This window comes from Clostridium lentum (assembly GCF_014287815.1).
GTDB classification, from domain to species: Bacteria; Bacillota; Clostridia; order Clostridiales; family Clostridiaceae; genus Clostridium; species Clostridium lentum.
In genome coordinates this window covers 1-26,585 of record NZ_JACOOQ010000014.1, presented here as the reverse complement: position 1 = coordinate 26,585, position 26,585 = coordinate 1, and the positions used below count along the sequence as shown (strand labels likewise).

The window sequence follows — 26,585 nt, the reverse complement described above, 5'->3', positions numbered from 1 at the left end:
GAGGAAGGAAGAAAAATGCTAGTTGAAGAGAGAAAGAAAATAATTTTAGAAAAGTTGAAAATTAATTCTATGGTAACTTTGACAGAACTTATAGATGAAATTGGTGCCTCTGAATCAACTATTAGAAGAGACCTTCAAATGCTTGATAAGGAAGGAAAGTTAAAAAAGGTCCATGGAGGAGCAATAGCCATTGGCGATGATTACTTTAGGAATGATTATAAGGTTATTTTTAGGCAGAAAATAAATAAAAGTGAAAAAAGTGAAATAGCAAAGTTTGCTTCTAAAATGGTTGAAGATGGAGACTATATATATATAGATGCTGGAACAACCACAGAACATATGATTGATTATTTAAAGAATAAAGATATTACCGTAGTTACTAATGGAATTGCTCATGCTAAAAAATTAGTTGATATGAATATAAAAACTTTTATCTTAGGTGGAGAAATAAAAGATGTTACAGAAGCTATTGTAGGTGTAAAGGCTGTAGATGACCTTGAAAGCTATAATTTTACTAAGGGCTTTTTTGGAGCTAATGGAGTAAGTGTAGAAAATGGTTGTACTACTCCAGATGCTAATGAAGCCATGGTAAAGAAAGAAGCAATAAAGAAATGTAACAAGGCATATTTACTTGCAGATAAAAGTAAATTTGATGAAAGTAGCTTTATAACTTTTTGTAAAATGGAAGATGTAATAATAATTACTAATAAAGAAAACTGTGAAAAGTATACAAGTGAAATATTAAAAGTATAGTAGTAGCAATAGTTTGTCGCTGCTATTTATGAAGATATTTAAAGAAAGCGTATGGAGAAAAGGGAGGAAGAAATGAATAAAACAAAAAAGGCAATATTTAATGCAGCAATAAAGGTGTTTTCTATAGAGGGATATGATAGTGCCACAGTGGATGAAATAGCTTCAGAAGCAGGAGTAGCAAAAGGAACATTATATTATAATTTTAAGGGTAAAGAGGAAATTTTTAAATTTGTCATAGATGAAGGAATGAAAGTAATTAAGAGTGAAGTGCTTGACGCCATAAAGGAAATTAGTGATCCTCTTGAAAAGTTAAAAATATCAGCTAAAGTACAGTTAAGATATGTTTATAAAAATAAAGAATTGTTTAGAGTAATAATGAGTCAAATATGGGGAGATAAGAATAGGCATCAAGAAGTGAGACAAGAACTTAGAAGACTTGTAAATATAAATTCCAATAGAATAAATGATATAACTAAGGGAAAAGCAGATAAAGAAGCATTGGAGGTTATGGGATGTTGCTTTGTAGGAATATTATTTTCTTCAGCTCTATATGAAATTTTATATGATGATCAATATTCAGAAAAACATATAGTAGATAGATTTATGGAATATGTTAATTTTGCAATAGATAATATTGATAAAAGAGTATAATTAAGAAAGAGATAATATTTATGAATACAAAAAATATTACTTATTCAGCTGTTTTCTCAGCTATATTTATTTTGTTAAGTGTAATAGCCATTAGTACGGGTATTGCATATACCTTATTTCTAGACGTAATAGTACCTATATATATTTGTATTGTATTTTTTAAGCTTGACAGAAAGCAAGCATTATTTATGAGCATTACTTCATTGACAATTGTTTTTTTTGTATTAGGTAATGTTATAGCAGCAGTTTGGATGGCACAAGGTATGATAATTGGATTTATATGTACATTATTTATTAGTAAGGATAGCAGTATTTTTGATGATTTATTATTGTCATCAGTACTTGCCACTTTTATAATAATATTTGTGGATATATATTTTTCAACACTTACAGGGTACAGTCTCATTAAAGATTCAGAAGAAATTCTACAAACTGTAATAATGGCAGTAAGTACATATAATCCTAATATAATATTACCAGAGTATTATTCATCATTGGTTATTTATTTAAGTATTGCAACCATACCAGTAGGAACAGTGATTGCGGTCTATTTAGGAGCTATGTTTTTAGGAAATAAACTAAGGATATTAGATAAAAATACTAAAAGAAAATTTAACATAATAAAGCAATTTAATAAATATGGTGCATTTTTATGTTGTAGTAAAGAAGCGTATAGATTTTCTATAGTATATGTAGCCATAGTAGAATTTATTAAAGCTTATAATATAGAAATAACAATGGATTATTTAAGAGTAGTTATTATGTCAGTAGAAGTAATATTCTTTTACTTCATTATAAAAGATTCACTTTCATTTGTTATGAAGTATATAATAATAAGAAATAAGTCAAAGGCATTATATAAATTATCATTAATATTCTCAGTATTCTCCTTATTAACAAACTTTAGAATTACGTTTTTATTACTTGTTGCTTTCTCATGGATAATTAATAAGAAAATAGGTTTGAGACAGAGGCAGATTAAAATTTTAGAATCGGTTTAATATCTTAAATAAAGAAATCAGTAAAAATTAATTTTTGCTGATTTCTTTTTTTTGTCATTTACATAATTATAGATACATATATATGAATATAAATAAATTCAGAGGTGATTTAAATGAGTATTTATGTATTGAAAGAGTATGTTGAAAAGTGTATAATTTCAGGAAAAAAAGCAACTTTTGAAGGATTAAGGAAATATTATAGTGATAAGAAATGTGATAAGGGCATATAGATAGCTTTTAAGTAGAATTTATAAATTAATTATGTTATTCTAAATTATATTAAAAAATTTATAAGGAGAATATACAATATGGATAAGATAGGAAATAGAAGCAAAGGAATAATTTTAATTATAATTTCTGCCTTTGGATTTGCTATGATGTCTGCCTTTGTAAAATTAGCAGGTGATTTACCATCATTTCAGAAAACATTTTTTAGAAATCTGGTTTCTTGTTTTGTAGCAATGTTTTTTATTATCAAACATAAGCAGAGTTTCTTTGGTAAAAGAGAGAACCAGAAGATATTAATAACAAGATCAGCTTTTGGAACTTTAGGTATAATATTTAATTTTTATGCTATTGATAATCTTGTCTTATCAGATGCAAATATGCTTAATAAGTTAAGCCCATTTCTTGTTATTATTTTTTCAGCATTATTCTTAAAGGAAAAAATAAATTCAAGACAGTTGATTTCCATAATAATTGCCTTTATAGGAGCTTTATTTATCATTAGGCCAGAATTTAATATGGCAGTAGTTCCAGCGATGGTGGGAGTATTAGGAGCAATATGTGCAGCGGCAGCCTACACATGTTTAAGATTTTTGGGAGGAAAGGAAAAGCATTATACTATTGTATTCTATTTTTCAACCTTTTCTTTAATAGTAATAGCACCATTTATGATAGCTGTATATAAACCTATGGGAATTATGCAGTTTATGTACTTGATATTTGCTGGAATATTTGCTACTGTAGGGCAATTTGGAATTACTTTAGCATATAAATATGCACCATCAAAAGAAATTTCAATTTTTGATTATTCCAATATAATTTTCTCAGCTATAATTAGCTTTGTAATCTTTGGAGTATTACCAGATTATATGAGTATAATAGGATACGTAGTAATTTTTGGAGCGTCATTATATATGTATTTATATAATAGAAAATTAGATAAAAAAAGAGCATAGGAGAAATAGTTATGAAGTTTAATCACTTCGATTAATTAGGAGGAATTTATAAATGAAAATAAGAGAAGAATTTTTATGGGGATACGCAGAAAGATTAGAGGAAGATGCAGCAACAGCTCTTGCTTATGCCATGGAAGAATTAGAAAATAGTAAAAATCCAGAAATACATGTTTATGTAGCTGATGCTTTAATGGCATTAGAGGATTATGAGGGAGCAGTAGAAGAAATAAATGAGGCTCTAGAAAAGAATATTATTAATGTTAATTATGCTAAAAGCTTAAAAGGTGAAGCTTTATTTTATTTAGAAAGATATGAAGAAAGTAAGAAAGTCTTTATAGAAATATTAGATAGTAATCCTAATAGTTTTTTTGTAGTAGCATATCTTACAGATATAGATATTAAACTTGGAAGATATGAAGAAGGGATAGCAAGAGCAGAAAAAGTGCTTAGTTCAAATACATTAAGTAGTTCAGATGCAGCACATATAAAGGCAAATGTAGGTTGGATTAAGCTTAAATATTTACATAAATCTAGTGAGGCAATGACAGATTTTGAAGATGCTCTAAAATTAGATGCAAATATAGGTAGTGTATATATTGGTATAGCAGAATATCATATGGCTAATAAGAATTATGAAAAAGCTTTAGAAAATTATGAAAGAGCGATAGATTTAGATGAAGGCAGTGTTGATGTTTATTATAATTTAGCAAGATGTTTTAAGATTATGGGACATAAGGAAGATGCTTATGAATATTTCAATATAGTTTATCAATATGATCCTAGATATAAAGATGTAAAAAAAATAATAGATGAATTAAATAGCAAATAATGATAGTATATAGGTAAATAGGGAATATGGAGGATGAGAAAATGAGAATAGCTTTAATAGCACATGATAAGAAAAAAGAAGAAATGATTCAATTTGCAAAAAAGAATGAAAGTATTTTAAAGAAAGTTGAATTGGTTTCTACAGGAACAACTGGTCTTAGAGTAATGGAAAATACAAATTTACAAATTTATAGATATAAGAGTGGACCTTTAGGAGGAGATCAACAAATAGGTGCTTTAGTGGCAGATCACAATGTAGACATGATAATTTTTTTAAGAGATCCTCTAACATCACAGCCACATGAACCTGACATTATGGCACTTTTAAGGTTATGTGATGTATATAAGGTACCACTAGCAACTAATGTGGAATCAGCTCAGCTTTTATTAGATGCAATTAACATAAAATTATAAAAAATATTAATACCCTCTTCTATTATGAAGAGGGTATTAATATTTTTTATATAAACTTAAGTAAAATACTCGTAAATAAGTATAAGTAATAATAAAAAGTAACTGTTAGATTTTTATGAAGAGGTAAATATATACTAGTTGTTACTCATTCTTATAATCATATATTGCATTAGACTTAATATGAAAAAGCAGATATGATTTAAAAATTTATACCATATAAAGTCTTAAATAAAATACTCGTAAATGAGAATAAGCAATAAAAAAAATTAGTGTAACAATTAAATTTAAGAAAAATAAAAAAATATATTAAATAGAATAAGATATGGAGAGTAATACTTAAATAAAATGTTTATAATAACTTTGAGGTGATAATTAATGAATTTAAGTACAGGAATAAATCTCGAAAAAGAATTAAATGCAATTATGAGAAGAGTGAAAAGACCGAAAATTCATGATAAGAAAGAGTGTATATTTTGCTGTGATGATAATTATGATTATGAAAATGATGAGCAGGAAGATGAAGGATTTAATATTAGAAATATGATGCAATTTGATTCCAAACCCTTAATGTATTTAGGAGTTGGAATGGCATTAGGTGCTCTAGGAGTATATTTATTAAGAAGGTAGTTGAAGGTTAAATGACATAGAATTAAAAGTTTTATGTCATTTAAAATTTTATATTTATTGTAAAGGGAAAGTTGATAAATGAAAAAAATAGTAATTAAAGTTTTACTATCAGTGCTAATATTTATATTAAGTAATATTGGTGCTGAGGCATTAATTAATAAAGAACAGTATGAAGTTGAAAGTACAGAAAATGTTCAAAAGATAATGGAAACATTATGCTCAGATGAATATAGAGGTAGAGTAGTAGCAACAGATGAAAATATAAAGGCTGCTGAGTATATAAAAGATTATTTTACAGAAATAGAATTGGATATATTTGATGGAAAAAGCTTTTATAATGAAACAGGATTGAGATATCGAGGTAAGGAGAATTTCGCTATTAATAATGTGGTAGGTGTTATAAAAGGAACTGAAGGAGAAAATGCTGTATTTTTAACAGCACATTTTGATCATATTGTAGGTGATAATGGACAGAAATTAATGGGAGCTATTGATAATGCGTCAGGTATAAGCGTAATTTTAGAAACTGCTAGAAAACTAAATGTAGAAGCCAAGAAAAAAGTTTTTAAAGATGATATTGTAATTGTTGCCTATAATGCTGAAGAAACAGGTTTAAATGGAAGTAATGAATTTATGAAAAAATATAATAAGAAATATAACAAATGCTATAATATAAATATTGATTGTGTTGGTGCAAAAAATTGTATGGAATTAGCAATGGGAAATAATGATGTAAAATCTGAGAAATTATATAGTGCTATGAGAGAACTGTTTAATGAAGAAGGAGTTGCATATAATGATAATATTTATGCAACTAAAAATGGTGTTCTCAGAGGAACCAGTGATCATCAAATATTTAGAATGTATGGATACCCATCACTTGTACTTGGTGATGATAATATAATAGATATTGTTCATACTAATAATGATAATCTTGATAACATAGATTATAGTGATTTGGAAAAATTAAGTGAAGTACTATTTAAGTTTATATCTGAAAATTTTTATGATATGAATGAAATAAAAACTGGAAATTAAACTTCCAGTTTTTGTTTTTTTAATGAATAATGATTGCCAATTATAATACATTTACAATCTTCACCATGGCCTAGTTCCAAAGATTTAGCTATAGGAATAGAGGAATCTACTAAAGAAATAATCATTTCTTCAATGGTAGGTTTATATTTTTCTTTTTCCATTTCAGTGAAGGTTCCAAGTATGATTCCATTAAGATTATCAAAGGCACCTATTTGCTTATATTGTCTAAGAAATGTTGCCATCTTTGCACAATCTCCACTTAAACTTTCAAGGAATAAGATTTTATTATTAAAGTCAGGTTGATATTTGGTGCCCATAAGCTTAAGGAAACAACGTATATTACCTCCAATAACAATACCTTCCATTTGTGAACCGCGAATAAATTCATATTTAAATTTAGGCATATTAGACTTCATAAAGCTATTTAAAAAGTATTCTTTTTGTTCAAGAGAGTTTCTACCTATAAGGTGTCTTAATTGATAATGATAAGTAGCTATATGAGATTTAGTATTTATGGCATTTAATAGTGTTGATAAATCACTATAGCCAAAAAAAGGCTTAGGATTATCTGATATAGTTTGAAAATCGATGTAATCTAGTGTTTCATTAGAAAGATCTCCACCAGAAAGGTCAAAGATAGCCTTGATGTTAGGGTCATTAAAATATGTATTGAGTACATCAGCTCTTTCCTGCCCAGTACCATTAAATGGTCCTTGCTTTTTATAAAATATAGATGAAAGAAGGGGATTTAATCCAAGCTCTTTAAGACATGCTATTAAAGTATCGATTTTATCTTTATTTGCTATATCAATACCATTAGAATTAGCTACAAGTCCAATATAGTCATTAGTTTTTAATAATGAATTCAAATAAACATCTCCTTTATTTATACTTATTTATTATATTATAAGCATAGATTTGCTAAATTTATAGATAATATTATTAAAAATCACCATATTTTGATATTAGTTATGTAAATATGATATACTGTATGAGTGAAAAATTAAGTGTATGAGGTGTTGTAATAATGGAAGGAAAAATTTTACAAGAATATATAAAAAATATTACTAAAGCAAGTACATATTTTATATTTAAAAATGGACCAGTAAAGAAATTACAAGAAGAAGGAAAGCTTACTGATGAAGAAGTAAAAGAAATGCAAGTTTATATGCAAAATCATTTAGCATATTTATATAATGTATTATTAGAAGAAAGCAATTTAAAGAAATTTGATTTAATAGTAGGAACTATGAATAATTTCTATGTAAATGATAATGAGAATATTGAATTATGTGATGATGGATTTGATAAATTCTTTGAAGGATTATTCCCAAAGACAAACAATATAACAATGAAATAATAAAAAATATAGGAGATAGTTTAATGTATATAGCATTTGGAAATAGAGTTGTAGACAGCATGGATATGAAAAAATTAATTGAGGATAATACTGAATTTAAAGTAATAAAAGATATGAGTAAAGGCTCTAAGAGAGAAGATATAGTTGCTTTCAATTTAAGTATGAACATTGATTTGTTAAATGAAGAGTTAAGTGAAGAATTTAATTTAAGTGAATTAGATGAAGACATTTTATTTGAAGAGTATATGGCTCTTACAGAAGAAATTGCAGTAGAAATAGAAGAATTCCTTGATGATGATGTAATAATGAAGTTTGCAGCATATAAAATGGATTCATCGGATAATGATATAAAGGCAGTTATTGTCATAGCGCAAGAAGAGTTAGGAATGCCTAAAGTTAAGGATGTAATGAAAAGATTATTAACTCAAGTTGAGTAGCATTATTATTTCAATATTGCCTTTGCAAGTAATTTCATAGATAAATGTAATGATTATAAAAAGGTGAGGTAGGATGTCAGTTTATTTAAAAGATATGTTATCAGTAATTAAAGAACTAGATATAGATGCTATGAAAGTGTCAGAAAAACGTTGGAATAACATAGCAAAGCCGCTTAATGGTTTAGGTCTATTAGAAGAAGTAGTTATTAAGATAGCTGGAATAACAAGGAACCCCAATGTAAATCTTAAAAAGCGAGCTGTTGTAGTGATGTGTGCTGATAATGGGGTAGTTGAAGAAGGAGTAACACAGACAGGACAGGAAGTTACAGCAATTGTAGCTGCAAATATGGTTAAGGGCGAGACATCTGTTAATAATATGGCAAAGTGTGTAAATGTAGATGTAATACCTGTTGATATAGGCATAGCAAGAGATATGTATATTGATGGTCTAATAGAAAAAAAGTTGATGTATGGTACTAAGAATATGACTAAAGAGCCTGCAATGACAAAATATACGGCTATAGAAGCTGTTGAATGCGGTATTAAAATAGTTAAAGATTTAAAGGATAAAGGATATGGAATAATTGCTACCGGTGAAATGGGTATTGGTAATACAACTACTAGCAGCGCAATTGCAGCTGTTCTTTTAGATAGAAATGTGGAAGAGGTAACAGGAAGAGGAGCAGGGTTATCATCAAGTGGTTTAGATAAGAAGATAAATTCAATAAAGAAAGCCATCGAAATTAATAATCCAGAAAAGGAAGATCCGATTGATGTTTTAAGTAAAGTTGGAGGCCTTGATATTGCAGGACTTGTGGGTGTATTTATTGGTGGAGCAGCATTAAATATTCCTATAGTCATTGATGGATTTATTTCTGCAGTGGCAGCTTTAGTGGCTGTGAAGATTTGTCCAAAAGTTAAAGGATATATCATACCATCTCATTTATCAAAAGAACCTGCTGCAATTGCAATTATGGAAGAATTGAATTTAAATCCATTTATAGATTGCAATATGTGTTTAGGAGAAGGTACAGGTGCTGTAGCGGTAATGCCATTATTAGATATGGCCATGACAGTGTATAAAAATATGAGCACCTTTGAAGAAATAAATATTGATAAATACAAACCATTAAGTTAATTTATAATTATATAGTTTTTAGCAAAGAATCAGAAACTTCTTTATTAGGGGTTTCTGATTTAATTAGCTTGTAAATAAAAATACTGTATAGTTAAATTCTTTTAAAGGAGGTAGTTTTATGCTTGCATTAGTTACTGGTGGGGCAGCCAGTGGAAAATCAGAATATGCTGAAAATATAAGTATGTCTCGAAAAAAAGGTTCATTAATATATATTGCTACAATGATGCCCTATGATGATGAATGTCATAAAAAGATAGCAAGACATAGAGAAATGAGAATAGAAAAGGGATTTCATACAATAGAATGCCCTTATGGTTTAGACTCCATAAAAAGTAAGGATATTACTAAGGATAGTACAATTCTGTTAGAATGTATTTCTAATTTATTAGCTAATGAAATGTATAATAAAAATAGATGTAGAGAAAATGCTGTAGCAGAAATTATAAGAGGAATTAGAATATTAAAAGATAAATGTGAAAATTTGGTTATTGTAAGTAATGAAATTTTTTCTGATGGGAATAAATATGATGCAGATACAGAAGATTATATTAAAAATTTAGCTATAATAAATAAAGAGTTATCAATTATGGCCGATGAAGTTATAGAGATAGTTTATGGAATAGAAGTAAGAATAAAATAATTCTTCTTATAGAAGTTTAGAAATTGTAGGTGATTAAAGATGAAAAATATTTTAGAATCAATGATAATTACATTTTCTATGTACTCTAAAATTCCTATGCCTAATATTGATTGGAAAAAGGAAAATATGAAATATGCCATGTGCTTTTTCCCATTGGTGGGACTTGTAATAGGAATAATAATGGCTGCATGGATGTACTTAGCTAAATTTTTAGCAATAGGTAGTATTTTATTTGCTGGTATTGCTACTATTATACCAGTAATTATTACTGGTGGAATACATATTGATGGATTTTGTGATACAGTAGATGCTAGAAGTTCACATCAAAGTAGAGAAAAAAAGTTGGAAATTTTAAAGGATCCTCATATTGGAGCCTTTGCTTTAATATATTGTGTTGTATATTTCATTGCAGTATTTTCTTTTTGGACAGAAGTTAATATAACAATAGATAATATAATTTTTATTGCTCTAGTATTTATGCTATCAAGAGCTTTTAGTGCATTTGCAATTGTTACATTTAAATGTTCGAAAAATAGTGGTCTTGCATATATGTTTTCCAATGCAGCTGAAAGACAAGTGGTAAAGAAATGTATGTTTGTTTACATTGGGATTATTTTTGTTATAATGCTATTTATAAATAGATTATTGGCCATTGGTACAATAATTTTGACAATTTTATGTTTTGTTAAGTATAAGAAAATGTCGTATAATGAATTTGAAGGAATAACTGGTGACTTAGCTGGATATTTCTTACAAATATTAGAATTTATACTATTAATAGCTGTAGTTATTTTTGGAGGAACACCATGATAGAGTTTGTAATAGGCGGAACAGCACAAGGAAAGCTTAAATATGTATTGGATAAGAATAATCTGACTAAAGAGGATGTTTGTAATGGTGAAGAATGTGATTACAATAATATAAATAAAAGGGTATTATACAATTTCCATTTATTATGTAGAAGGCTTTTAAAGGATAATATTAATATACTTTCTTTTGTTGAAGCACTATTGGAAAAAAATAATGATATTATCATAATTAGTGATGAAATTGGTTGTGGAATTGTCCCTTTAGATAAAGAAGAAAGAATTTGGAGAGAAGAAACAGGAAGGGCATGTACAAATATTGCTAAGAAAGCAGCCATTGTTATCAGAGTAATGGCTGGTGTACCTGTAATTATAAAAAAAGAAAATACACATGATGAGAGAAATGAAAAGACAAATTTCAGTTCAACTTTAAGTGTTGCATTAATTCGTCATGGTATAACTGAAGGTAATAAAAATAAAAAATATATAGGTGTTACAGATGAAAGTCTTTCTCTAAATGGTATATATTCATTATTTGATGCTATATCAAAAGAAATTTATCCAAGAGCTTATAAAGTATACTCAAGTCCAATGAAGAGATGTGTGGAATCGGCTAAGATGATATATCCTAAAGCAGAAATCATAATAAAAGATGATTTAAAGGAAACAAACTTTGGCGATTTTGAAAATAAGAATTATGATCAGTTAAAAGATGACCTTAATTATCAAAGATGGTTGGCTAGTGGTGGAACTTTCAATATACCAAATGGTGAAAGGCGTGAAGAGTTTATCACAAGATGTCAGAAGTGCTTTGAAGAAATAATAAATCAATCGTTAGGTGAAGAATGTGTTGCCTTGATTGTTCATGGCGGTACAATAATGGCTATTTTAGACAAGTATTCTAGTCCACATGAGGACTTTTATAATTGGCAAGTTAAAAATGGACAAGGCTATTTTATTGAAATTGATAAAAATAGCTGGATTAATAATAAGAAAGCACATGTTATAAGAGAAATAAAATAATAAAAAAAGATTCATATAGATTTTAGAAATGGTTTCATATTGATATTAGGTAGTAAAGAAAGTAGTTATTGGAATGCTTATTTTATTTTTTATAAAAATGAATATCTCTATGTCTGATTTAAGATTCTTTAAATAGTATCTTTAATTAAATATAGTAATAAAAGCATAAAAAAATAATAAAATTACAATGAATAGATTGATTAAAATAGGAGAAATTTTATGACAGAGTTTTTTAGTAATTTTGGTAAAAAGATATCTAATGTAGGGCAAGAAACTGTTAAAAGAACTAAGGAAATAGCTGAGATAAGCAAGCTAACTAATAAGATAAAAGATGAAGAAAAGAAGATTGATGGATTATATACTGAATTAGGAAAGAAATATTTTACACTATATGCTAGAAATCAAGTGGCGGAGATACAGGATATTTGTTCATGTATAACAGAGTCACTTCAAGTATTGGAAGCAATGAAGAAAGAGCTTCAACTTATAAAGGGAATAAAAATTTGTAGTAACTGTGGAACAGAACAAGATAATACTGTAGCATATTGTTCAAAATGTGGAGCAAAACTTGTGGAAGAAGTGAAAGCTGAAGTAGTTGAAGAGGTAGAGAGTATTCAAGAAAAAGCAGAAGATACAGAAAATAGCATGGAGGAAGATAAATAAAATAGTATTAATCTTTGACTATTTATAATCAATATAGTATAATTTTATATAATAACGCTTAGTAACTAGAATATTACTGAGCGTTATTTTTATATGAAAAAATAGTTTAGGAAGATGGATTTAGGAATATTTTATGGTTGGTAGTTACCATTAGAAAGTCCAAGGGAATTAAGTGAAGTAGGAGTATTGGCTCCAAGCTTCGTAAAGCCAGTATTATTACACCAATCAGAATTAAAGCCACTACATCCATATATTTGGTTATAAGGGCTCCAAAAGCTACCTGGACCTCGTCCACCACCAAAAAATAAGAATAATATTACTAGTGAGTTAAAGCAGGAGTTACTAAAGGCTGTAAAATCATTGCCATAATTATAAAAATGGTTACAGCAAGAAATTTCATTATTATAGTCATTAAATGACATGTATTTCATCTCCTATCATTAGATTTATATTATATACTATTGAAAAAAGAAGGGTTTGTTTAAAATTTTATTTATGAAATAAATAAAAGAACTTTAGTTTAGTGAAAGTGTAAAGAAGATAAAAGTGATTTGATATGAAATGAAAAAGTATATGAAATCACAGATGCTAATTAATAAACATAAAGGAGAAAGTAAAATGAAAATTAATAAAAGCATATGTCCACTTTGTGGCAAACATAATAATTGTGGATATGAAAATGGTTTAACACATAATGGTTGCTGGTGTGAGAAAATAGAAGTTCCCAAAGAATTAAGAGAAATGATACCTGAAAACTTAAGAGGTAAGGCTTGTATTTGTAAAGAATGTGTAATTAAATATAAAGAGAAAAATAAGAAGTAGATAATAAAGTTTTTTGAGATTAATATATTTTAGTAGTTATATAAAAAATCAACTATATGAAAAATAGTTGATTTTTTATTTTACAAAGTTAAATATGTTGATTTTAAAATATACATATTTAGTTTTACTTGAAAAAATGGGATATTTTCATATACTATATTTATATTAGGTAGAATTTAGGAGGAGTTATCATTGTCTACATTAATAGTAGGTGCAAAAAATATTGGACATGCTTTTAAAAGCTACATATTATAGTTCTCTTAATCAAATATCCCAGAAACTAGAAGTATCTAAAAGAAGTATTTATTATGATATTTGTAAATTAAATGAATGTTTAGAATACTATAATGTATCTGGGCTAAAAGTTGTTAGAGAAAAGGAATATTTATTGATGAAAATAATAAGAAAAAAAATAACCAGAAAAGTTTCAAAGTATATCGTGAATTAATTTTGAAATATAGACACTCAAAACCTAAACAAGAGAAGAATATTAGTAAGTTAATTGAAAATCCTAATTTAAAATTTGCTAAAGATGCAAGAACTTCAATTAATTATAGATGACTATATTGATTATTATAACAATGATCGTTGCAAATGGAATTTAAAAAAGCTAACTCTGTACAATACAGAAATCAGCTTTTAAATTCCTAACTCTCTTTTTTAAAATGTCCTTGACATAGGTACCACTTTACCAATTATCTAAGCCATACTTTTTGATTTTATGATTCTTTCTTTAATACTAAGCCTTTGCTTCTGATACAAGTACATTCTTTTTCTTCAGTTGTGTGAAGACATTGATATTTAATTTTTTTAGGTGCTTGAACCTCAATAGTTTTCTTTGTTAAATTTTCATTATTAGCCATATTAAATCTCCTTTATATGTATTTACAAAATTGTATGATATATTTCATTTAGCAATATTATATAGTTTTTAATAGTAATTATCAAATATCTAATATGTAAATTAAAAAGAAGATTTGAGGATTATAGAGTATTTTAATAATAATTTTAAAAAAGAAAGGTAGAATAAACTTTATTGGAAAAAAAGTAAAAATTATTCTGGGAATAATTTCTATAAAGTATTATAATAAAATTATTAAGTGAATTTATGAAAATTTATACAAAATAAGTTTAATAGCTAAATAAATGGAAATAATTACAAGTAAATAAGTTTTTATAATCACTATAATAAAAATGTAGTCAATAATTGAAAGAAGGGGTTATTGTGGAAAGTGTAGTATTTAATGTAAGTGAAAGAAATGAAAAAGGTAAAAAAGTAAGAATGCATGGAGAAGTACCAGCAGTACTTTATGGATCACATTTAGACAATACAGTGTCAATTAAGATTACTAGAAAAGACATGTACAAACTTTTAACATTGGCTAAAAGTTCAATTCTTTCTCTAAATTTAAATGGACATATTGAAAATTGTGTAGTTAAGGAATTACAAACAGATCCTTTTGGAAAGGTGATACACATTGATTTTCAAGATATTAAGAAAAATGAAAAGATTAAGATGAAGATACCAGTGGTATTTGATGGACAATCTGCTCTAGAAGGGCGTCAATTATTATTAGAAGTTTTAATTTCAGAAGTTGAATTATATGGTGAAGCTAGTAAGCTTCCAGAAAATATTAAATGTCATGTAGGAAAATTAAATTTTGGTGATAAAATACTTGTTAAAGATTTAGTTATTCCAGAAGGAATGAGATTAGATGCCGTTGAGGATGCAATAGTAGCAACAATTGGTGATAATAGCGCTGTAGATACTGATGATACTGAAAATCAAGAGACAAAAGAACCTGAATTAATAGGAAAAAAAGAAGATTTATAAAGGTAGAAAACCGTTATATAAAGATATATATGATGAAAAGCATGGAGATTTTTAAATTCCATGCTTTTTTACTTAAAAATAAAAATTATCATTTAGTATTAATTTCTACTTATTCATATGCATTAAAAAAATTATACTTTTAATTAAGGAAAAAACTATTTATAATATTAGTAGATAATTATTATTAAGTAAAAACTTAATAAAAGGAAGGAGCAATTAAAATGGACGAAGCAAAGATATTAGGAATGCTGAAATTAAATCCAATTGCTATAAAAAATATAGATAATCCTACTGAGGAAATGAAAATTATAGCTCTTAAAAGAGATGGGCTTTTATTAAGATACATAGAAAATACTACAAAGGAAATGGAAGAGATAGCAATAAAATCAAATCCAAGAGCCATAGAGTTTGTAGAGAATCCATCAGAAGAAATGATGAAATATGCTGTTCTTGCTGGATGGAGCAATTTAAATTATATAAAAAAACCAAGTTATGATGTTATAAAGCTAGCTATAGAGCAGAGGGGATGGGCAATACAGTATGTAAAGGAAGTAGCTGAAGAGTTGCAAATAATGGCTGTACGAAAAGATTATGATTCTATAAAATATATAGAGGAACCATCTGAAGCGGTTCAAATTGAAGCAGTAAAGGCAAAGTATGATGCTTTAAGATATATTAAAACTCCTTGTTTTAAGGCAGAAATAGAGGCTGTTAAAAATAATGAAGCTGCCATAAACTTTATTTATGGATTAGATGCTAATAAGATGAAGGCTTTTTTAAGGGCTAATATATTAGTAATAAAATATATCGTAAGAAGAGTTGAAAAAGATGATGTTATTGAAGTATTGAAAGAGGTATTATCAAAAGATGATGTTGATGAAAAATATGTAAGAGACTTTTTAAAATGCAGTTGCATTGATAGAGAGTGTGATAAGATAGATTTGGATAAGATATTATTTATCTATGAATATGGCAGTAAGAAGGCAAAAAGAATAGCTGTTGATGAAAAGCTAAGGATTATTTAGGAGGACATAAAATGAATTTTATTGATACATTAAAAAGTGTGGAATTAGTATTAGCCAGTGGTGATGTGCCTTTAGTAGTAGGTGAAAGTGGTATAGGAAAGACAGCGTTAGCTAAGAAATTATCAAGAAAAAACGGATGGAGCTTTATTGTAATAGATGGAAACTTATTAAAGGAAGGAGAAATAGGTGGACTTCCTACTGTTGAATCTTACACTAAAGTTGATAGTAATGGGATATTACATGAAATTAAAACTACAGTATATGCTGTTCATAGTAAGTTAAGAGAAGTTGATGAAGAAATATCAAAAGGGAATTCAGTACTTTTATTCATTGATGAAATCAATAGATGTGAACATACAGTGCAACAGGAATTAATGAATTTAATATTAAATAGAGAAATAAATGGCTATAAACTACATGATAATGTAAACATACTAGCAGCTATGAATCCATCTAGCAAATATAGTGCAGATTTTGACTATCAAGTAGTTGATATGGATGCAGCACAGGAAAATAGATTTGTATGGCTTAATATGGAAAGTGATAAAAATACATGGATAAAATGGGCTATAGAATCAAATATAGATAGTAAAGTAATAGAATTTATTTCTACATTCCCTGAATACTTAAATAAGTCAAATGAAGAGGATGTAAGAGCAACTCCAAGAAGTTATGAAAGAGTATCTAAGTCCTATAAGCTTTATAAAGAAAGTAATGGAGAAATACCAAGAACAGTATTTTTAAATGTAATAAGAGGTAATGTGGGAAAGGTTATTGCAGAAGAATTTATTAGCTTTGTGGAAGCAGAACATAGTCCTCTTATAGCTTATGAAGATGTTTTTACAGGTGAATTTCTAAGTGAAGAGGTAAAGGAAAAAGTTAAAGAAGAAAGCCATACTAGATTGTATTTATGCGCTAATAATATCTTAAAGGCATTAGAAACTCAATTAACTGCTGAAAGCTTGTCTAATGATTTTTATTTAGAGAGATTAATTGAATTTTTAAAAGTTTATCCAACTGATTTAATGGTAGGCATAATGAAGGATATTAAAAGTAATTATCCAGTTATATATGAAGAAGCACTTAATAATGAAAAGTTTATTGAAAGTTATTTTGAGTCTTATAGTATGATAAGGGGATAAAATATGGAAAGTTATTTTGAAAGGCGAGTAAATAAACTTTATCAACAAGTAAATAAACTTATAGATAGTGCTGAGATGTATAAAGCCAAGAGAAATGGTGAAAAATTTCAACCTGAAATAACAAAAGAGTTTAAGGAAGATTTTTTTAAATTAGTTGATAAAGTTATCTTAAGTCTTATGGAAGACAAGGATAATTTTTATGGATATTTTTTATTTCAAATGGGAAGAGAAATAAGATTTGATATAACCAGTGCCAGTGGAGTAAGTTTTAAAGGTGCTAAATATGTTATTTATTTTAATCCTATATTGTTTCTTCAATTGAATATGAAACAAATGGAAACAACTATAAAGCATGAAATACATCATGTTCTATCACTTCATTTATCTAGAGCAAAAGAGCTTAAAAATAAATATAGTACATTAACTGTGAATTTAGCAATGGATATAGTAGTAAATCAATATCTAGACAATCTACCTCCTTATTCAACTACTTTAAAGGGTGTAAATCTTAAATATAATCTTAATATGGAAGCATATAATACCTTAGAGTATTATGCTGAAAAAATACAAAGTGAATTGGATCTTATGGAAGAAAATGATGAAGGAGAAGAAGATGATAGTCAAATGACAAATTCTATGATAGAGTCTTATAATCCTGAAAAGATGCATGATATGTGGCAGGAAAGTGATGAGTTTGATGAAAAGACTTTAAGAGAATTTGCGGAAAAAGTTATTAATGCATCACAAAAGGGAACAATTCCTTCACAAGTGGAGTCATTAATAGCTAACTTAAAAAATAGTCAAGGAGAAATACCTTGGAATATTATGCTTAAGAAACTTATGGGTACTGTAGAAAGTAATAAAAAGAAGACTATAACTAGAAGAAATAGAAGGCAACCTAATAGACTTGATTTAAGAGGGGAAATACGAAACCATAAGTCTGAAATTGCTGTGGCCATTGACATAAGTGGAAGTATAAGTAATGAAGAGTTTAAACAAGCTATAAAAGAAGTGTTGTCTATTGTAAAGAACTATAATCATGAAATTACTATCATTGAATGTGACAAGGAAGTTAAAAGGGTTTATAAGGCAAAATCAGTGAGAGACATAAAGAAAAGGCTGACATCAGGAGGAGCTACTAAGTTTACTCCTGTATTTGAATATGCTAATAACACTAAGTGTAATCTTCTTATATACTTCACTGATGGTAAGGGTGAAAGAAAGTTAGAAGTGGTTCCAAGGGGATATAGGACTTTATGGGTAATATCAGGAAGGGGAGATGAACTTTCATTAGATGAATCTTACGGACCAGTGAAAAAACTCAGCAATGTAGAAGTTAAAGATACTGAACTTGAGCTTAAAGATGTTAAGACTGATGGATACTCAATGAATAATCAGGAACCTATTTTTTAGTTTAATTTTAATTAATAGAAATTAATAATTTTAGAGGAGTTGATAGAGTTAAAAAATAGAGAATATAATATTTTATTAAATTTATATTATAGCTTCTATTTTTTGCAAATGATTTATAAAAAAGTAATTTTATTTTTACCAAATCAATATAATTATTACAAGTATTTTATTATTTTGATGAGGTGATAATTTGAAGGTAAGAGAAGAATGGGATTCAAGAACTACATTTATTTTGGCAGCAATAGGATCGGCAGTGGGGCTTGGTAATGCATGGCGATTTCCAGGTCTGGCTGCAAAATATGGTGGAGGAGCTTTTTTACTGATATATACAATTGCTATGCTAGCACTAGGAATTCCTTTGTTAACTATGGAAATAGCTATTGGTAGAAAAACAAGAGAAGGAGCTCCAGGAGCATTTAGAACCATAAATAAAAAATCAGAGTTTGTTGGTTGGGCAGCTACAACTAATGCTTTTGCAATTTCAACTTATTATGCAGTAGTTTTTGCTTGGGTAATTGCTATGGCTGTTTTTAGCTTTAAATTTACTGGGATGGTAGGTGATTCTCAAGCAGCAAGTTCTTTATTTGCTAATATAACAGAAACTTCATGGACTATTTCAGGAGCTCAAATACCGTGGGTTATGATAATAATGCTTTTAGTGGCTTGGACTTTAATTTATTTATGCATAAGGCGAGGAACTTCTAGTGTAGGAAGGGTAGTAAAATATACAGGTCTTACATTACCTTTGTTATTTTTAATAATAATGGCTATTAAGGGTATTTCCATGCCAGGTGGTATAGAAGGTATAGGAAAACTATTTACCCCAGATTTTGCTAAAATAATAGATGAAGGATTAATGTCAAATTTAGTTATTGATGCAATTGGGCAAGTATTTTATAGTCTATCTATTATGATGGCTATTATGATTGCATATGGTTCTTATTTAAGTGATTCAGCTAATATTGCTAAAGATGCTACAGTAATTGCTTTTGCTGACTTAGGTGTAAGTATCTTATCAGGAATTGTCATGTTTACTACCATGTATGGTGTTGGAATGACTATAAATGATATGTCAGCATCAGGAATAGCAACTGCCTTTATTATTTTTCCACAAGCAATCGCAAATTTAACAAACACTGGATGGGTTAATGCGATCTTCGGTATGATATTTTATTTATGCTTAGCTTCTTTAGCTGTAGACTCAGCATTTTCTATAGTAGAAGGTGTTTCAACAGGAGTGGCAGATAGATTTAAACTAAATAAAAGAAAAACTACAATGACCATATGTATTGTGGCAGCTTTAATTTCCTTAATATTTATATCTAGATCAGGATTAGCATGGCTAGATATTGTTGATAACTGGACTAATCAATATAATATGATTATCATAGGCACTTTAGAATGTATAGTAATTGGATGGATATTTAAGCCAGCAAAGGTTTTAAAGGAAGTAAATAGGAATGCATCAGGATATAAAATGCCTAAATGGTGGTTTATAGGCTCAATTAAGTTTATTGCACCAATAGCTTTAACTGGATTCTGCATTTGGAATTTATATTCATTATTTGCTGGAGGAGGCATATATGGAAGGGAATCAGGATATCCATTATGGGCTAATATTATGGGAGGATGGTCAGTAACATTTTTAGTTTTTGCCAGTGGATTTATTGCTAAAGTTATAATAAATCATCGAAAGAAAAGTAGTTTTAATGATGAAATAAAAAAATGGGATTAGATTATATATGGCGGTATACTAATTATGGTAAACTGCCATATTATTTTTAGAAAAGTGGTGGATTAAAAAAATAAATTTAAGATATAATTAAAGATAGAATTGTATTTTTTAATTAATATATTTAGAAAAAATAATGGCTGTTTTTAACTACAGCCTTTTATTTTTGCAGTTGTATAAAGAAGAGGTGGATATTTTGGATAATACATATATGTTTGAAAATTATATTTCGATTGGGAGAAGCTTTGTGGCAGAAAAAAATTATCTTAAGGCGTTAAAGTTTTTAAAGAAAGCTTATGCTTGTCCAGATGGGAAAAAAGATATAGATTTAATTTTAGATTTAGCATTTCTTTATGATAAAATTGCTGATTTTAATTCAGCAGAAAAGATGTATAAGATGGCATTGGACATTGATAATACTTGTGCTATAGCTTATTATGGTTTAGGTATAATTTATGATGATGATGAATTATATGAAGAAGCTATTGAATGTTATAAAAAAGCCATAGAAAATGATAATAAATATGAAAAAGCTTATTTCTTTTTAGCGAATGCTTATGATGAACTTGGTAATAAGGAGGAAGCTATTAAAAACTATACAGAGGTACTTAAGTTAAATTCAAAGGATTTATGGGCAAATGCCAATTTAGGATGTATTTATGACGAATTAGGGGATACAAGACTAGCATTTAAATATATGGAAAAAGCGCTGGAACTTTCACCGAAACATTTTAGAATTCTATTTAATATGGGAGTATTTAGTAAAAAATTAGGTAATGAAGAAGCAGCTATAGAATATTACAAGAAATCAATTGAAGTAGAGCCATATTATCCGTATAGTTATCTTAATTATGCTGTAATTTATCGTGAAAAAGAAGACTATATGAAGGCCATAGAAATAATTAATGAAGGAATAAAAGAAAATCCAAAAGAAGGTTTTCTTTATTATAATAGAGCATGTTTTTATGCGGCCATAAGTGAATTGGATTTAGCATTAAATGATGTTTTTAAATCCATTAAGCTCAATGACTTTTTTGTAGAGTACATGAAGAAAGATAGGGAATTAGACAGAATTAGAACTTTAGAGAGATATAAAAAAATCTTTAACTAGTGATTCACATAAGTTTAATTAGTATAATATAAACTATTTATGGCATAAGAAAAATGAATTTTTAAAAAAATATGAAGGATTTGGAAGAAAAATATAGAATAATAACTTTATAAGTATTCAGTGATTTAAAGAGGAGGATGAAATGGGGGGTACAGATACTTGTAAAGAAAATATTAAAGATAAAATAGGAATAGAATACTTTGATAAAAAGGATGCGTGTAAGATTGCTAATATAAGTCCTACTACTATAGATAATTACAGGAAAAAAAATATAATATCAGTTAAGCGTTATGGTAATAAAAATTATTATAGTCTTTCAGATATAGAAATATTGAGAAATAATATTATGCTAAATAAGAAGAATATTAGAAAAGATCTAGTGGTAGATAATATAGAAACTGTTGAACCTAAAGATATAGTATCTAGCAACAATAAAAGTAGTAAAAGCAGAAGAAGTGCCAGTGAGATAGATAAGCTTAGGCGAATAATAGATGATTATGCAGAAGAAAATGCTATATTAACAAAAAAGGTTAATCAATTAACATTATCAATAGGTGATAATGAGAATAACTTAAGAAAACATAAAAATACCATGGAATTTTTTGAAAAAGAAATAGAGAGTTTAAAAAAAGAAATAGCAATATTAAGAAAGAAACTTAATGAAAAAAATCAACTTATTAGTGAGTTGAAAGATAATAATTTAGAATTAAATGAGGAAATCTTAAAAGCTCAAGCAGATATAGTAGAACTAACAACTACTAGAAATAATGCTAAGGAGGCTTTCAATAATTTAGTGGGAGAAATAAAAGGGATTGTGAAGGAAGCTTCTACTAAAAGTTCTGAAATAGCAGAACTGAAAGTTTATAAAGCTAATTATATACAAGTGCTTGCAAAAATAGCCAAGCTAGAGAAAGAGAAAAAAGCAGACCGTGATGAAGAGATTCGTAGGTTAATTAAGATTAATAGTGACTTAAATGAAAAATGCGATAAGCTAATGAGACAATCTGATCAATACCAAATGCTTATTTTAGATAAAGTAGAAAGCAAGAGGTTAGGTAATAATGAATATACTACAGAAAGAAAATTTACATTTACAGATAAGCTTAAAGATTTATTTAAAAAGTAATAATATTATCGTATATTTGATGGTTGTTATTTAAATCTAATATAATTATACTAAAATAGTATCATTAAGTATAAAACGTATACTATGAATAACTATAAGTATGATTTTAGGAGGAGAAAATGGCATATATACAAGTGATAAATGAATGTAAAAGATACAGAATGGGAGAAAGCACAATAGTAGCAAATAATAATATCAATTTTGAGATAGAAAAAGGTGAGTTTGTTATTATTTTAGGGCCAAGTGGAGCTGGTAAGTCTACTGTATTAAACATACTTGGAGGAATGGATAGCTGTGATGAAGGTCAAATAATTATAGATGGAGTGGATATTTCAAAATATAATAGTAAGCAACTTACCAAATATCGAAGAAATGATGTAGGATTTGTTTTTCAATTTTATAATTTAGTACAAAACTTAACAGCTAGAGAAAACGTTGAACTGGCTTCACAAATAGTAACTAATGCATTAGATATTGATGAAACATTAAAATTAGTGGGGCTTGAACATAGAAAGAATAATTTTCCAGCTCAGTTATCAGGAGGAGAGCAACAGAGAGTGGCTATAGCAAGAGCAATAGCTAAAAATCCAAAGTTGTTACTTTGTGATGAACCAACAGGTGCTCTTGATTATACTACGGGAAAGCAAATATTAAAAACATTACAGGATACCTGCAGAAATACTGGGACAACCGTAATTGTTATAACACATAATTCGGCATTGGCACCGATGGCTGATAGAGTAATTAGAATAAATGATGCTAAAGTAAGAAGCATTGAAGTTAATTCAAATCCATCACCAGTTGAAACAATAGAGTGGTAGGAGGAGAATATGAAAATAAAAGCATATAGTAAGTCAATATTAAGAGAAATTAAATCATCAAAAGCTAGATTTATTTCGATATTAGTAATTATTTTGTTAGGTGTTGCTTTTTATTCAGGTATAAAAGCTTCAGGACCTAATATGAAAGCAGCAATTGAAAATTTTTATAATGAATATAATTTGATGGATGCTAAGATAGTTTCAAGTGTAGGGTTAAGTCAGGAAGATTTAAAGTTACTAGATAATAATGATAAAATATTAGATTACTATGCATCACATACTATAGATGCCAATTTAACTAATATAAATAGTGTTGTTAAATTTATGGAATATGACCAAGATAAATCTGTCAACATAAACTCTTTAGAGATATTAGAAGGTAGGCTACCAAAAAATATAGGAGAGATAGCACTAGATGAGCAAGCTTTAAAGTATGGTGATTTTAAAATTGGTGATACATATACAATTCAGTGTGATGATAATATAGAAAATCAATTAAATAATAATTCATTTAAGATTGTAGGTATTGTTAGAAGTCCATTATATATAGAAAAGCTAGCAAAAGGTACAACAACTGTAGGTAAGGGGATTGTAGATTATTTTGCTATATTAAATAAGAACGATTTTTCTATGGAAGTTTATTCAGAAATATATATTACCTTTAAAAATACTAAGGATTTAGAAACATATAGTGATGAATATGCTGAAAAAATGAAAGAAAATATGAAATATATTGAAGAATTATTTTCAAGTAGACCAGATGAAAGGCTTGAAGAAATAAAAATAAAGGCTATAGAGGAAATAAGAAAAAACTATGTGGATGCAATAGGAAGTGACTTCTATATATCTATGATAGAAAGTCAATTACCAAAGATTGATGATGTAAAATATTATTTCTTTGATAGAAATGATAACCCAGGATACTCTGAATTTTATGATGTAGTTAAGAGAATTAATTCAATAGCAACAGTGTTTCCTATAGTATTTTTTATAGTGGCAGTTTTAATTTGTCTTACTACAATGACTAGAATGGTAGAAGAAAATAGAATTGAGATAGGAACAATGAAGGCATTAGGTTATAGTAATAGTGAAATATCTATAAAATATATACTATATGCTTCATTAGCAAGTATTTTAGGTGGAATTCTTGGTGTAATAATAGGGTTTAATTTATTTCCAAGAATAATATATAAGGCATATAGTACTCAATATGATTTGCCTGAATTAACAATAGTGTATTATTCATCATATATATTTCAAGCAATGATAATATCAATATTATGTACGGTTGGAGCTGCATTAATAGTTTTAAATGTAGATTTAAATAGTACTCCTTCAATATTAATGAGACCTAAAGCACCTAAAATAGGAAAAAGAATACTATTAGAAAGAATTACACTTATCTGGAGAAGATTAAATTTTAATGAAAAGGTTACATTTAGAAATCTATTTAGATATAAGCAACGTATGATAATGACTGTATTTGGTATAGCTTCATGTACTGCTATGATTATTACTGGCTTTGGTCTTAAGGATTCAATAGGAGATTTAACAAATAAACAGTTTAACAAGCTTTGGAAGTATCAAGCTACGGTAATATTTAATGAAAACATAGATAATGAGAATGAAGATGAATATATTAATAAATTAAATAATATAGAAGGATATGAAGATAGTTTAAAAATTCATCAAGAAATAGTAAGTATTTCAAAAGAGAATATAAATAAACAAAATGTTACTTTATATGTTCCAGAATCAAATACTAAAATTGATAATTTTGTTTTATTAAATAATAGAATAACTAAAGAAAAATATCAGTTAACTACTGATGGAGCTATAATAAATGAAAAACTTGCCAAGTTATTAGAAGTAAAAATTGGTGATGAAATAAGTTTTAATAATGCAGATAATAATTCATACAAAATTAAAGTTAAAGGCATATCAGAAAACTATTTAACTCATGCAATTTATATGTCAAAAGAATATTATAAAAATGTATTTAATAATGATGTTATTTATAATTCGCAATTTATAAAATTAAGTCAAGATAATTACAATGAAGATGATATTGCTAGTCAACTTATGGAATCTAATAAAGTCATAAATGTTACAATGACTTCTTATTTAGCAAAAACAACTAATGAATCAATGGACACTTTAAATGTAGTAGTGATAATATTAATAATTTCAGCTGGAGGACTAGCGCTAGTTGTTCTTTATAACTTAAATAATATTAATGTATCTGAAAGGATTAGAGAATTATCAACAATTAAAGTTTTAGGATTTTATGATTATGAAGTAACTATGTATATTTTAAGGGAAAACTTCATCTTAACAGCTTTAGGTATAATAATAGGTGTATTCATGGGGAAAATACTTCATGGATTTGTAATTACAACAGCAGAAGCAGATAATATGATGCTTTCACCTAATATATATATAATGAGCTTTATTTACTCTGTTATATTAACAATTGTATTTTCATTAATTGTAATGTTTATGATGCATAGAAAATTAAGGAAAATAAATATGATAGATGCTTTAAAATCTAATGAATAAATGTAGCTTGCGATATCTTGTCTTTAGGTGGTATAAGTAGATTATTTAAATATTTATATTTTATGATATAATTTAATGGTTGTTATACTCACTAGGGAGTAATTGGCGTATAAGAAATACGTGGCAAGTCAACATACTGGTTTTTACATGTGGCTTGTCTTAAATAATGAGACTAGTGTATAGCTTTATTTGCTATACACTAGTCTCTTTTTGTTTGTAAAAAGATTTATGTATATCAAATTCATCTATATTTTAAGTTATAACTGAAATTAATATGTAAGGTGTGATAAATGAAAAATAATACTTAAACAAATACTAATGGATAGTGTAAAGTTTCGTATGAAAAAATAGCATAGGGCTAATTTGGCATAATAATAGAAAAATAACTTTGAAATATCAATTAAAATTCGAAAATTGAATATGACAAAAAGACCTTCGGT

General features: G+C 27.5%; 29 protein-coding genes and 1 pseudogene. 27 read left to right on the top strand and 3 right to left on the bottom strand.

All coding sequences use genetic code 11. The features are described from left to right. Nucleotides 1–15: 15 nt before the first annotated feature. The 8 genes from H8R92_RS08965 to H8R92_RS08930 all read left to right on the top strand — a co-directional run bounded on the left by H8R92_RS08965 (nt 16) and on the right by H8R92_RS08930 (nt 6,493). The gene (locus tag H8R92_RS08965) at nt 16–753 is read left to right on the top strand and encodes a DeoR/GlpR family DNA-binding transcription regulator (protein ID WP_022212391.1); all 738 of its coding nucleotides are present in this window, start codon (nt 16–18) and stop codon (nt 751–753) included. A gap of 72 nt (nt 754–825) precedes the next feature. Beyond that, complete coding sequence (locus H8R92_RS08960; protein WP_186835263.1) at nt 826–1,404, top strand: TetR/AcrR family transcriptional regulator; 579 nt, start codon at nt 826–828, stop codon at nt 1,402–1,404. Between the two features lie 20 nt (nt 1,405–1,424). Continuing rightward, complete coding sequence (locus tag H8R92_RS08955) at nt 1,425–2,405, top strand: YybS family protein (RefSeq protein WP_186835262.1); 981 nt, start codon at nt 1,425–1,427, stop codon at nt 2,403–2,405. A gap of 308 nt (nt 2,406–2,713) precedes the next feature. Beyond that, nucleotides 2,714–3,586 carry a DMT family transporter gene (locus H8R92_RS08950; RefSeq protein WP_186835261.1) on the top strand — a complete coding sequence of 291 codons (873 nt, stop codon included), beginning with the start codon at nt 2,714–2,716 and terminating at the stop codon, nt 3,584–3,586. A 52-nt stretch (nt 3,587–3,638) separates the two neighbouring features. Next, nucleotides 3,639–4,415, top strand: a complete 777-nt coding sequence (locus H8R92_RS08945) for a tetratricopeptide repeat protein (protein WP_186835260.1) — start codon at nt 3,639–3,641, stop codon at nt 4,413–4,415. A gap of 41 nt (nt 4,416–4,456) precedes the next feature. Continuing rightward, complete coding sequence (mgsA, locus tag H8R92_RS08940) at nt 4,457–4,828, top strand: methylglyoxal synthase (RefSeq protein ID WP_022212397.1); 372 nt, start codon at nt 4,457–4,459, stop codon at nt 4,826–4,828. 375 nt (nt 4,829–5,203) lie between these two features. Continuing rightward, entirely contained in the window at nt 5,204–5,455 is a 252-nt protein-coding gene (locus tag H8R92_RS08935) for a hypothetical protein (protein WP_186835259.1), read from the top strand. A 78-nt stretch (nt 5,456–5,533) separates the two neighbouring features. After that, the gene (locus H8R92_RS08930) at nt 5,534–6,493 is read left to right on the top strand and encodes a M28 family metallopeptidase (RefSeq protein ID WP_022212399.1); all 960 of its coding nucleotides are present in this window, start codon (nt 5,534–5,536) and stop codon (nt 6,491–6,493) included. Here the strand turns inward: H8R92_RS08930 and H8R92_RS08925 are convergent. Beyond that, on the bottom strand, nt 6,490–7,362 hold the full coding sequence (locus H8R92_RS08925) for a S66 peptidase family protein (RefSeq protein ID WP_022212400.1): 873 nt from the start codon (nt 7,360–7,362) through the stop codon (nt 6,490–6,492). The two genes, H8R92_RS08930 and H8R92_RS08925, sit on opposite strands and share 4 nt — an antisense overlap. A 158-nt stretch (nt 7,363–7,520) precedes the next feature. Between H8R92_RS08925 and H8R92_RS08920 the strand changes: the two genes are divergently transcribed. From H8R92_RS08920 to H8R92_RS08890, 7 genes are all read left to right on the top strand, one after another. Next, nucleotides 7,521–7,853: a hypothetical protein gene (locus H8R92_RS08920; RefSeq protein WP_022212401.1), complete on the top strand. Its 333-nt coding sequence runs from the start codon at nt 7,521–7,523 to the stop codon at nt 7,851–7,853. A 23-nt stretch (nt 7,854–7,876) separates the two neighbouring features. Continuing rightward, complete coding sequence (locus tag H8R92_RS08915; RefSeq protein WP_022212402.1) at nt 7,877–8,290, top strand: hypothetical protein; 414 nt, start codon at nt 7,877–7,879, stop codon at nt 8,288–8,290. A 73-nt stretch (nt 8,291–8,363) separates the two neighbouring features. Beyond that, on the top strand, nt 8,364–9,428 hold the full coding sequence (gene cobT / locus H8R92_RS08910; protein WP_186835258.1) for a nicotinate-nucleotide--dimethylbenzimidazole phosphoribosyltransferase: 1,065 nt from the start codon (nt 8,364–8,366) through the stop codon (nt 9,426–9,428). A 118-nt stretch (nt 9,429–9,546) separates the two neighbouring features. After that, entirely contained in the window at nt 9,547–10,068 is a 522-nt protein-coding gene (locus H8R92_RS08905; protein ID WP_186835257.1) for a bifunctional adenosylcobinamide kinase/adenosylcobinamide-phosphate guanylyltransferase, read from the top strand. Between the two features lie 39 nt (nt 10,069–10,107). Then, nucleotides 10,108–10,878 carry an adenosylcobinamide-GDP ribazoletransferase gene (locus H8R92_RS08900; RefSeq protein ID WP_022212405.1) on the top strand — a complete coding sequence of 257 codons (771 nt, stop codon included), beginning with the start codon at nt 10,108–10,110 and terminating at the stop codon, nt 10,876–10,878. Next, complete coding sequence (locus H8R92_RS08895) at nt 10,875–11,897, top strand: bifunctional adenosylcobinamide kinase/adenosylcobinamide-phosphate guanylyltransferase (RefSeq protein WP_186835256.1); 1,023 nt, start codon at nt 10,875–10,877, stop codon at nt 11,895–11,897. The genes H8R92_RS08900 and H8R92_RS08895 overlap by 4 nt, the downstream gene beginning before the upstream one ends. 219 nt (nt 11,898–12,116) lie before the next feature. Next, the gene (locus H8R92_RS08890) at nt 12,117–12,560 is read left to right on the top strand and encodes a zinc ribbon domain-containing protein (RefSeq protein WP_186835255.1); all 444 of its coding nucleotides are present in this window, start codon (nt 12,117–12,119) and stop codon (nt 12,558–12,560) included. 131 nt (nt 12,561–12,691) lie between these two features. Here the strand turns inward: H8R92_RS08890 and H8R92_RS08885 are convergent, their stop codons facing one another. After that, nucleotides 12,692–12,982, bottom strand: coding sequence for a hypothetical protein (locus H8R92_RS08885; protein ID WP_186835254.1), 291 nt, complete (start codon nt 12,980–12,982; stop codon nt 12,692–12,694). Between the two features lie 196 nt (nt 12,983–13,178). Between H8R92_RS08885 and H8R92_RS08880 the strand changes: the two genes are divergently transcribed. The 3 genes and pseudogenes from H8R92_RS08880 to H8R92_RS08870 all read left to right on the top strand — a co-directional run. Next, entirely contained in the window at nt 13,179–13,382 is a 204-nt protein-coding gene (locus tag H8R92_RS08880; RefSeq protein WP_186835253.1) for a cysteine-rich CWC family protein, read from the top strand. A gap of 211 nt (nt 13,383–13,593) precedes the next feature. Further along, a complete protein-coding gene (locus H8R92_RS13515; protein ID WP_366461443.1) occupies nt 13,594–13,830 on the top strand; it encodes an HTH domain-containing protein in 237 nt (78 codons plus the stop codon). A 99-nt stretch (nt 13,831–13,929) separates the two neighbouring features. Further along, a pseudogene (locus H8R92_RS08870) lies at nt 13,930–14,033 on the top strand (IS3 family transposase); the annotation flags it as partial. Nucleotides 14,034–14,101: 68 nt separating this feature from the next. Here H8R92_RS08870 and H8R92_RS08865 read toward each other — a convergent pair. Continuing rightward, the gene (locus tag H8R92_RS08865) at nt 14,102–14,245 is read right to left on the bottom strand and encodes a hypothetical protein (protein ID WP_022212412.1); all 144 of its coding nucleotides are present in this window, start codon (nt 14,243–14,245) and stop codon (nt 14,102–14,104) included. A 362-nt stretch (nt 14,246–14,607) separates the two neighbouring features. Between H8R92_RS08865 and H8R92_RS08860 the strand changes: the two genes are divergently transcribed. From H8R92_RS08860 to H8R92_RS08820, 9 genes are all read left to right on the top strand, one after another. Next, a complete protein-coding gene (locus H8R92_RS08860; RefSeq protein ID WP_186835251.1) occupies nt 14,608–15,216 on the top strand; it encodes a 50S ribosomal protein L25 in 609 nt (202 codons plus the stop codon). 221 nt (nt 15,217–15,437) lie between these two features. Continuing rightward, complete coding sequence (locus tag H8R92_RS08855; protein WP_186835250.1) at nt 15,438–16,241, top strand: hypothetical protein; 804 nt, start codon at nt 15,438–15,440, stop codon at nt 16,239–16,241. Nucleotides 16,242–16,252: 11 nt separating this feature from the next. Then, complete coding sequence (locus H8R92_RS08850; RefSeq protein ID WP_186835249.1) at nt 16,253–17,383, top strand: ATP-binding protein; 1,131 nt, start codon at nt 16,253–16,255, stop codon at nt 17,381–17,383. A 3-nt stretch (nt 17,384–17,386) separates the two neighbouring features. Next, nucleotides 17,387–18,796 carry a vWA domain-containing protein gene (locus H8R92_RS08845; RefSeq protein WP_186835248.1) on the top strand — a complete coding sequence of 470 codons (1,410 nt, stop codon included), beginning with the start codon at nt 17,387–17,389 and terminating at the stop codon, nt 18,794–18,796. A 190-nt stretch (nt 18,797–18,986) separates the two neighbouring features. Continuing rightward, nucleotides 18,987–20,531, top strand: coding sequence for a sodium-dependent transporter (locus H8R92_RS08840; RefSeq protein ID WP_186835247.1), 1,545 nt, complete (start codon nt 18,987–18,989; stop codon nt 20,529–20,531). A gap of 190 nt (nt 20,532–20,721) precedes the next feature. After that, nucleotides 20,722–21,639, top strand: coding sequence for a tetratricopeptide repeat protein (locus H8R92_RS08835; protein WP_186835286.1), 918 nt, complete (start codon nt 20,722–20,724; stop codon nt 21,637–21,639). A gap of 142 nt (nt 21,640–21,781) precedes the next feature. Next, nucleotides 21,782–22,765: a MerR family transcriptional regulator gene (locus tag H8R92_RS08830; protein ID WP_186835246.1), complete on the top strand. Its 984-nt coding sequence runs from the start codon at nt 21,782–21,784 to the stop codon at nt 22,763–22,765. Between the two features lie 119 nt (nt 22,766–22,884). Beyond that, nucleotides 22,885–23,586, top strand: a complete 702-nt coding sequence (locus tag H8R92_RS08825) for an ABC transporter ATP-binding protein (RefSeq protein ID WP_022212420.1) — start codon at nt 22,885–22,887, stop codon at nt 23,584–23,586. 9 nt (nt 23,587–23,595) lie between these two features. Then, complete coding sequence (locus H8R92_RS08820; RefSeq protein ID WP_022212421.1) at nt 23,596–26,145, top strand: ABC transporter permease; 2,550 nt, start codon at nt 23,596–23,598, stop codon at nt 26,143–26,145. The last annotated feature ends 440 nt before the right edge of the window (nt 26,146–26,585 follow it).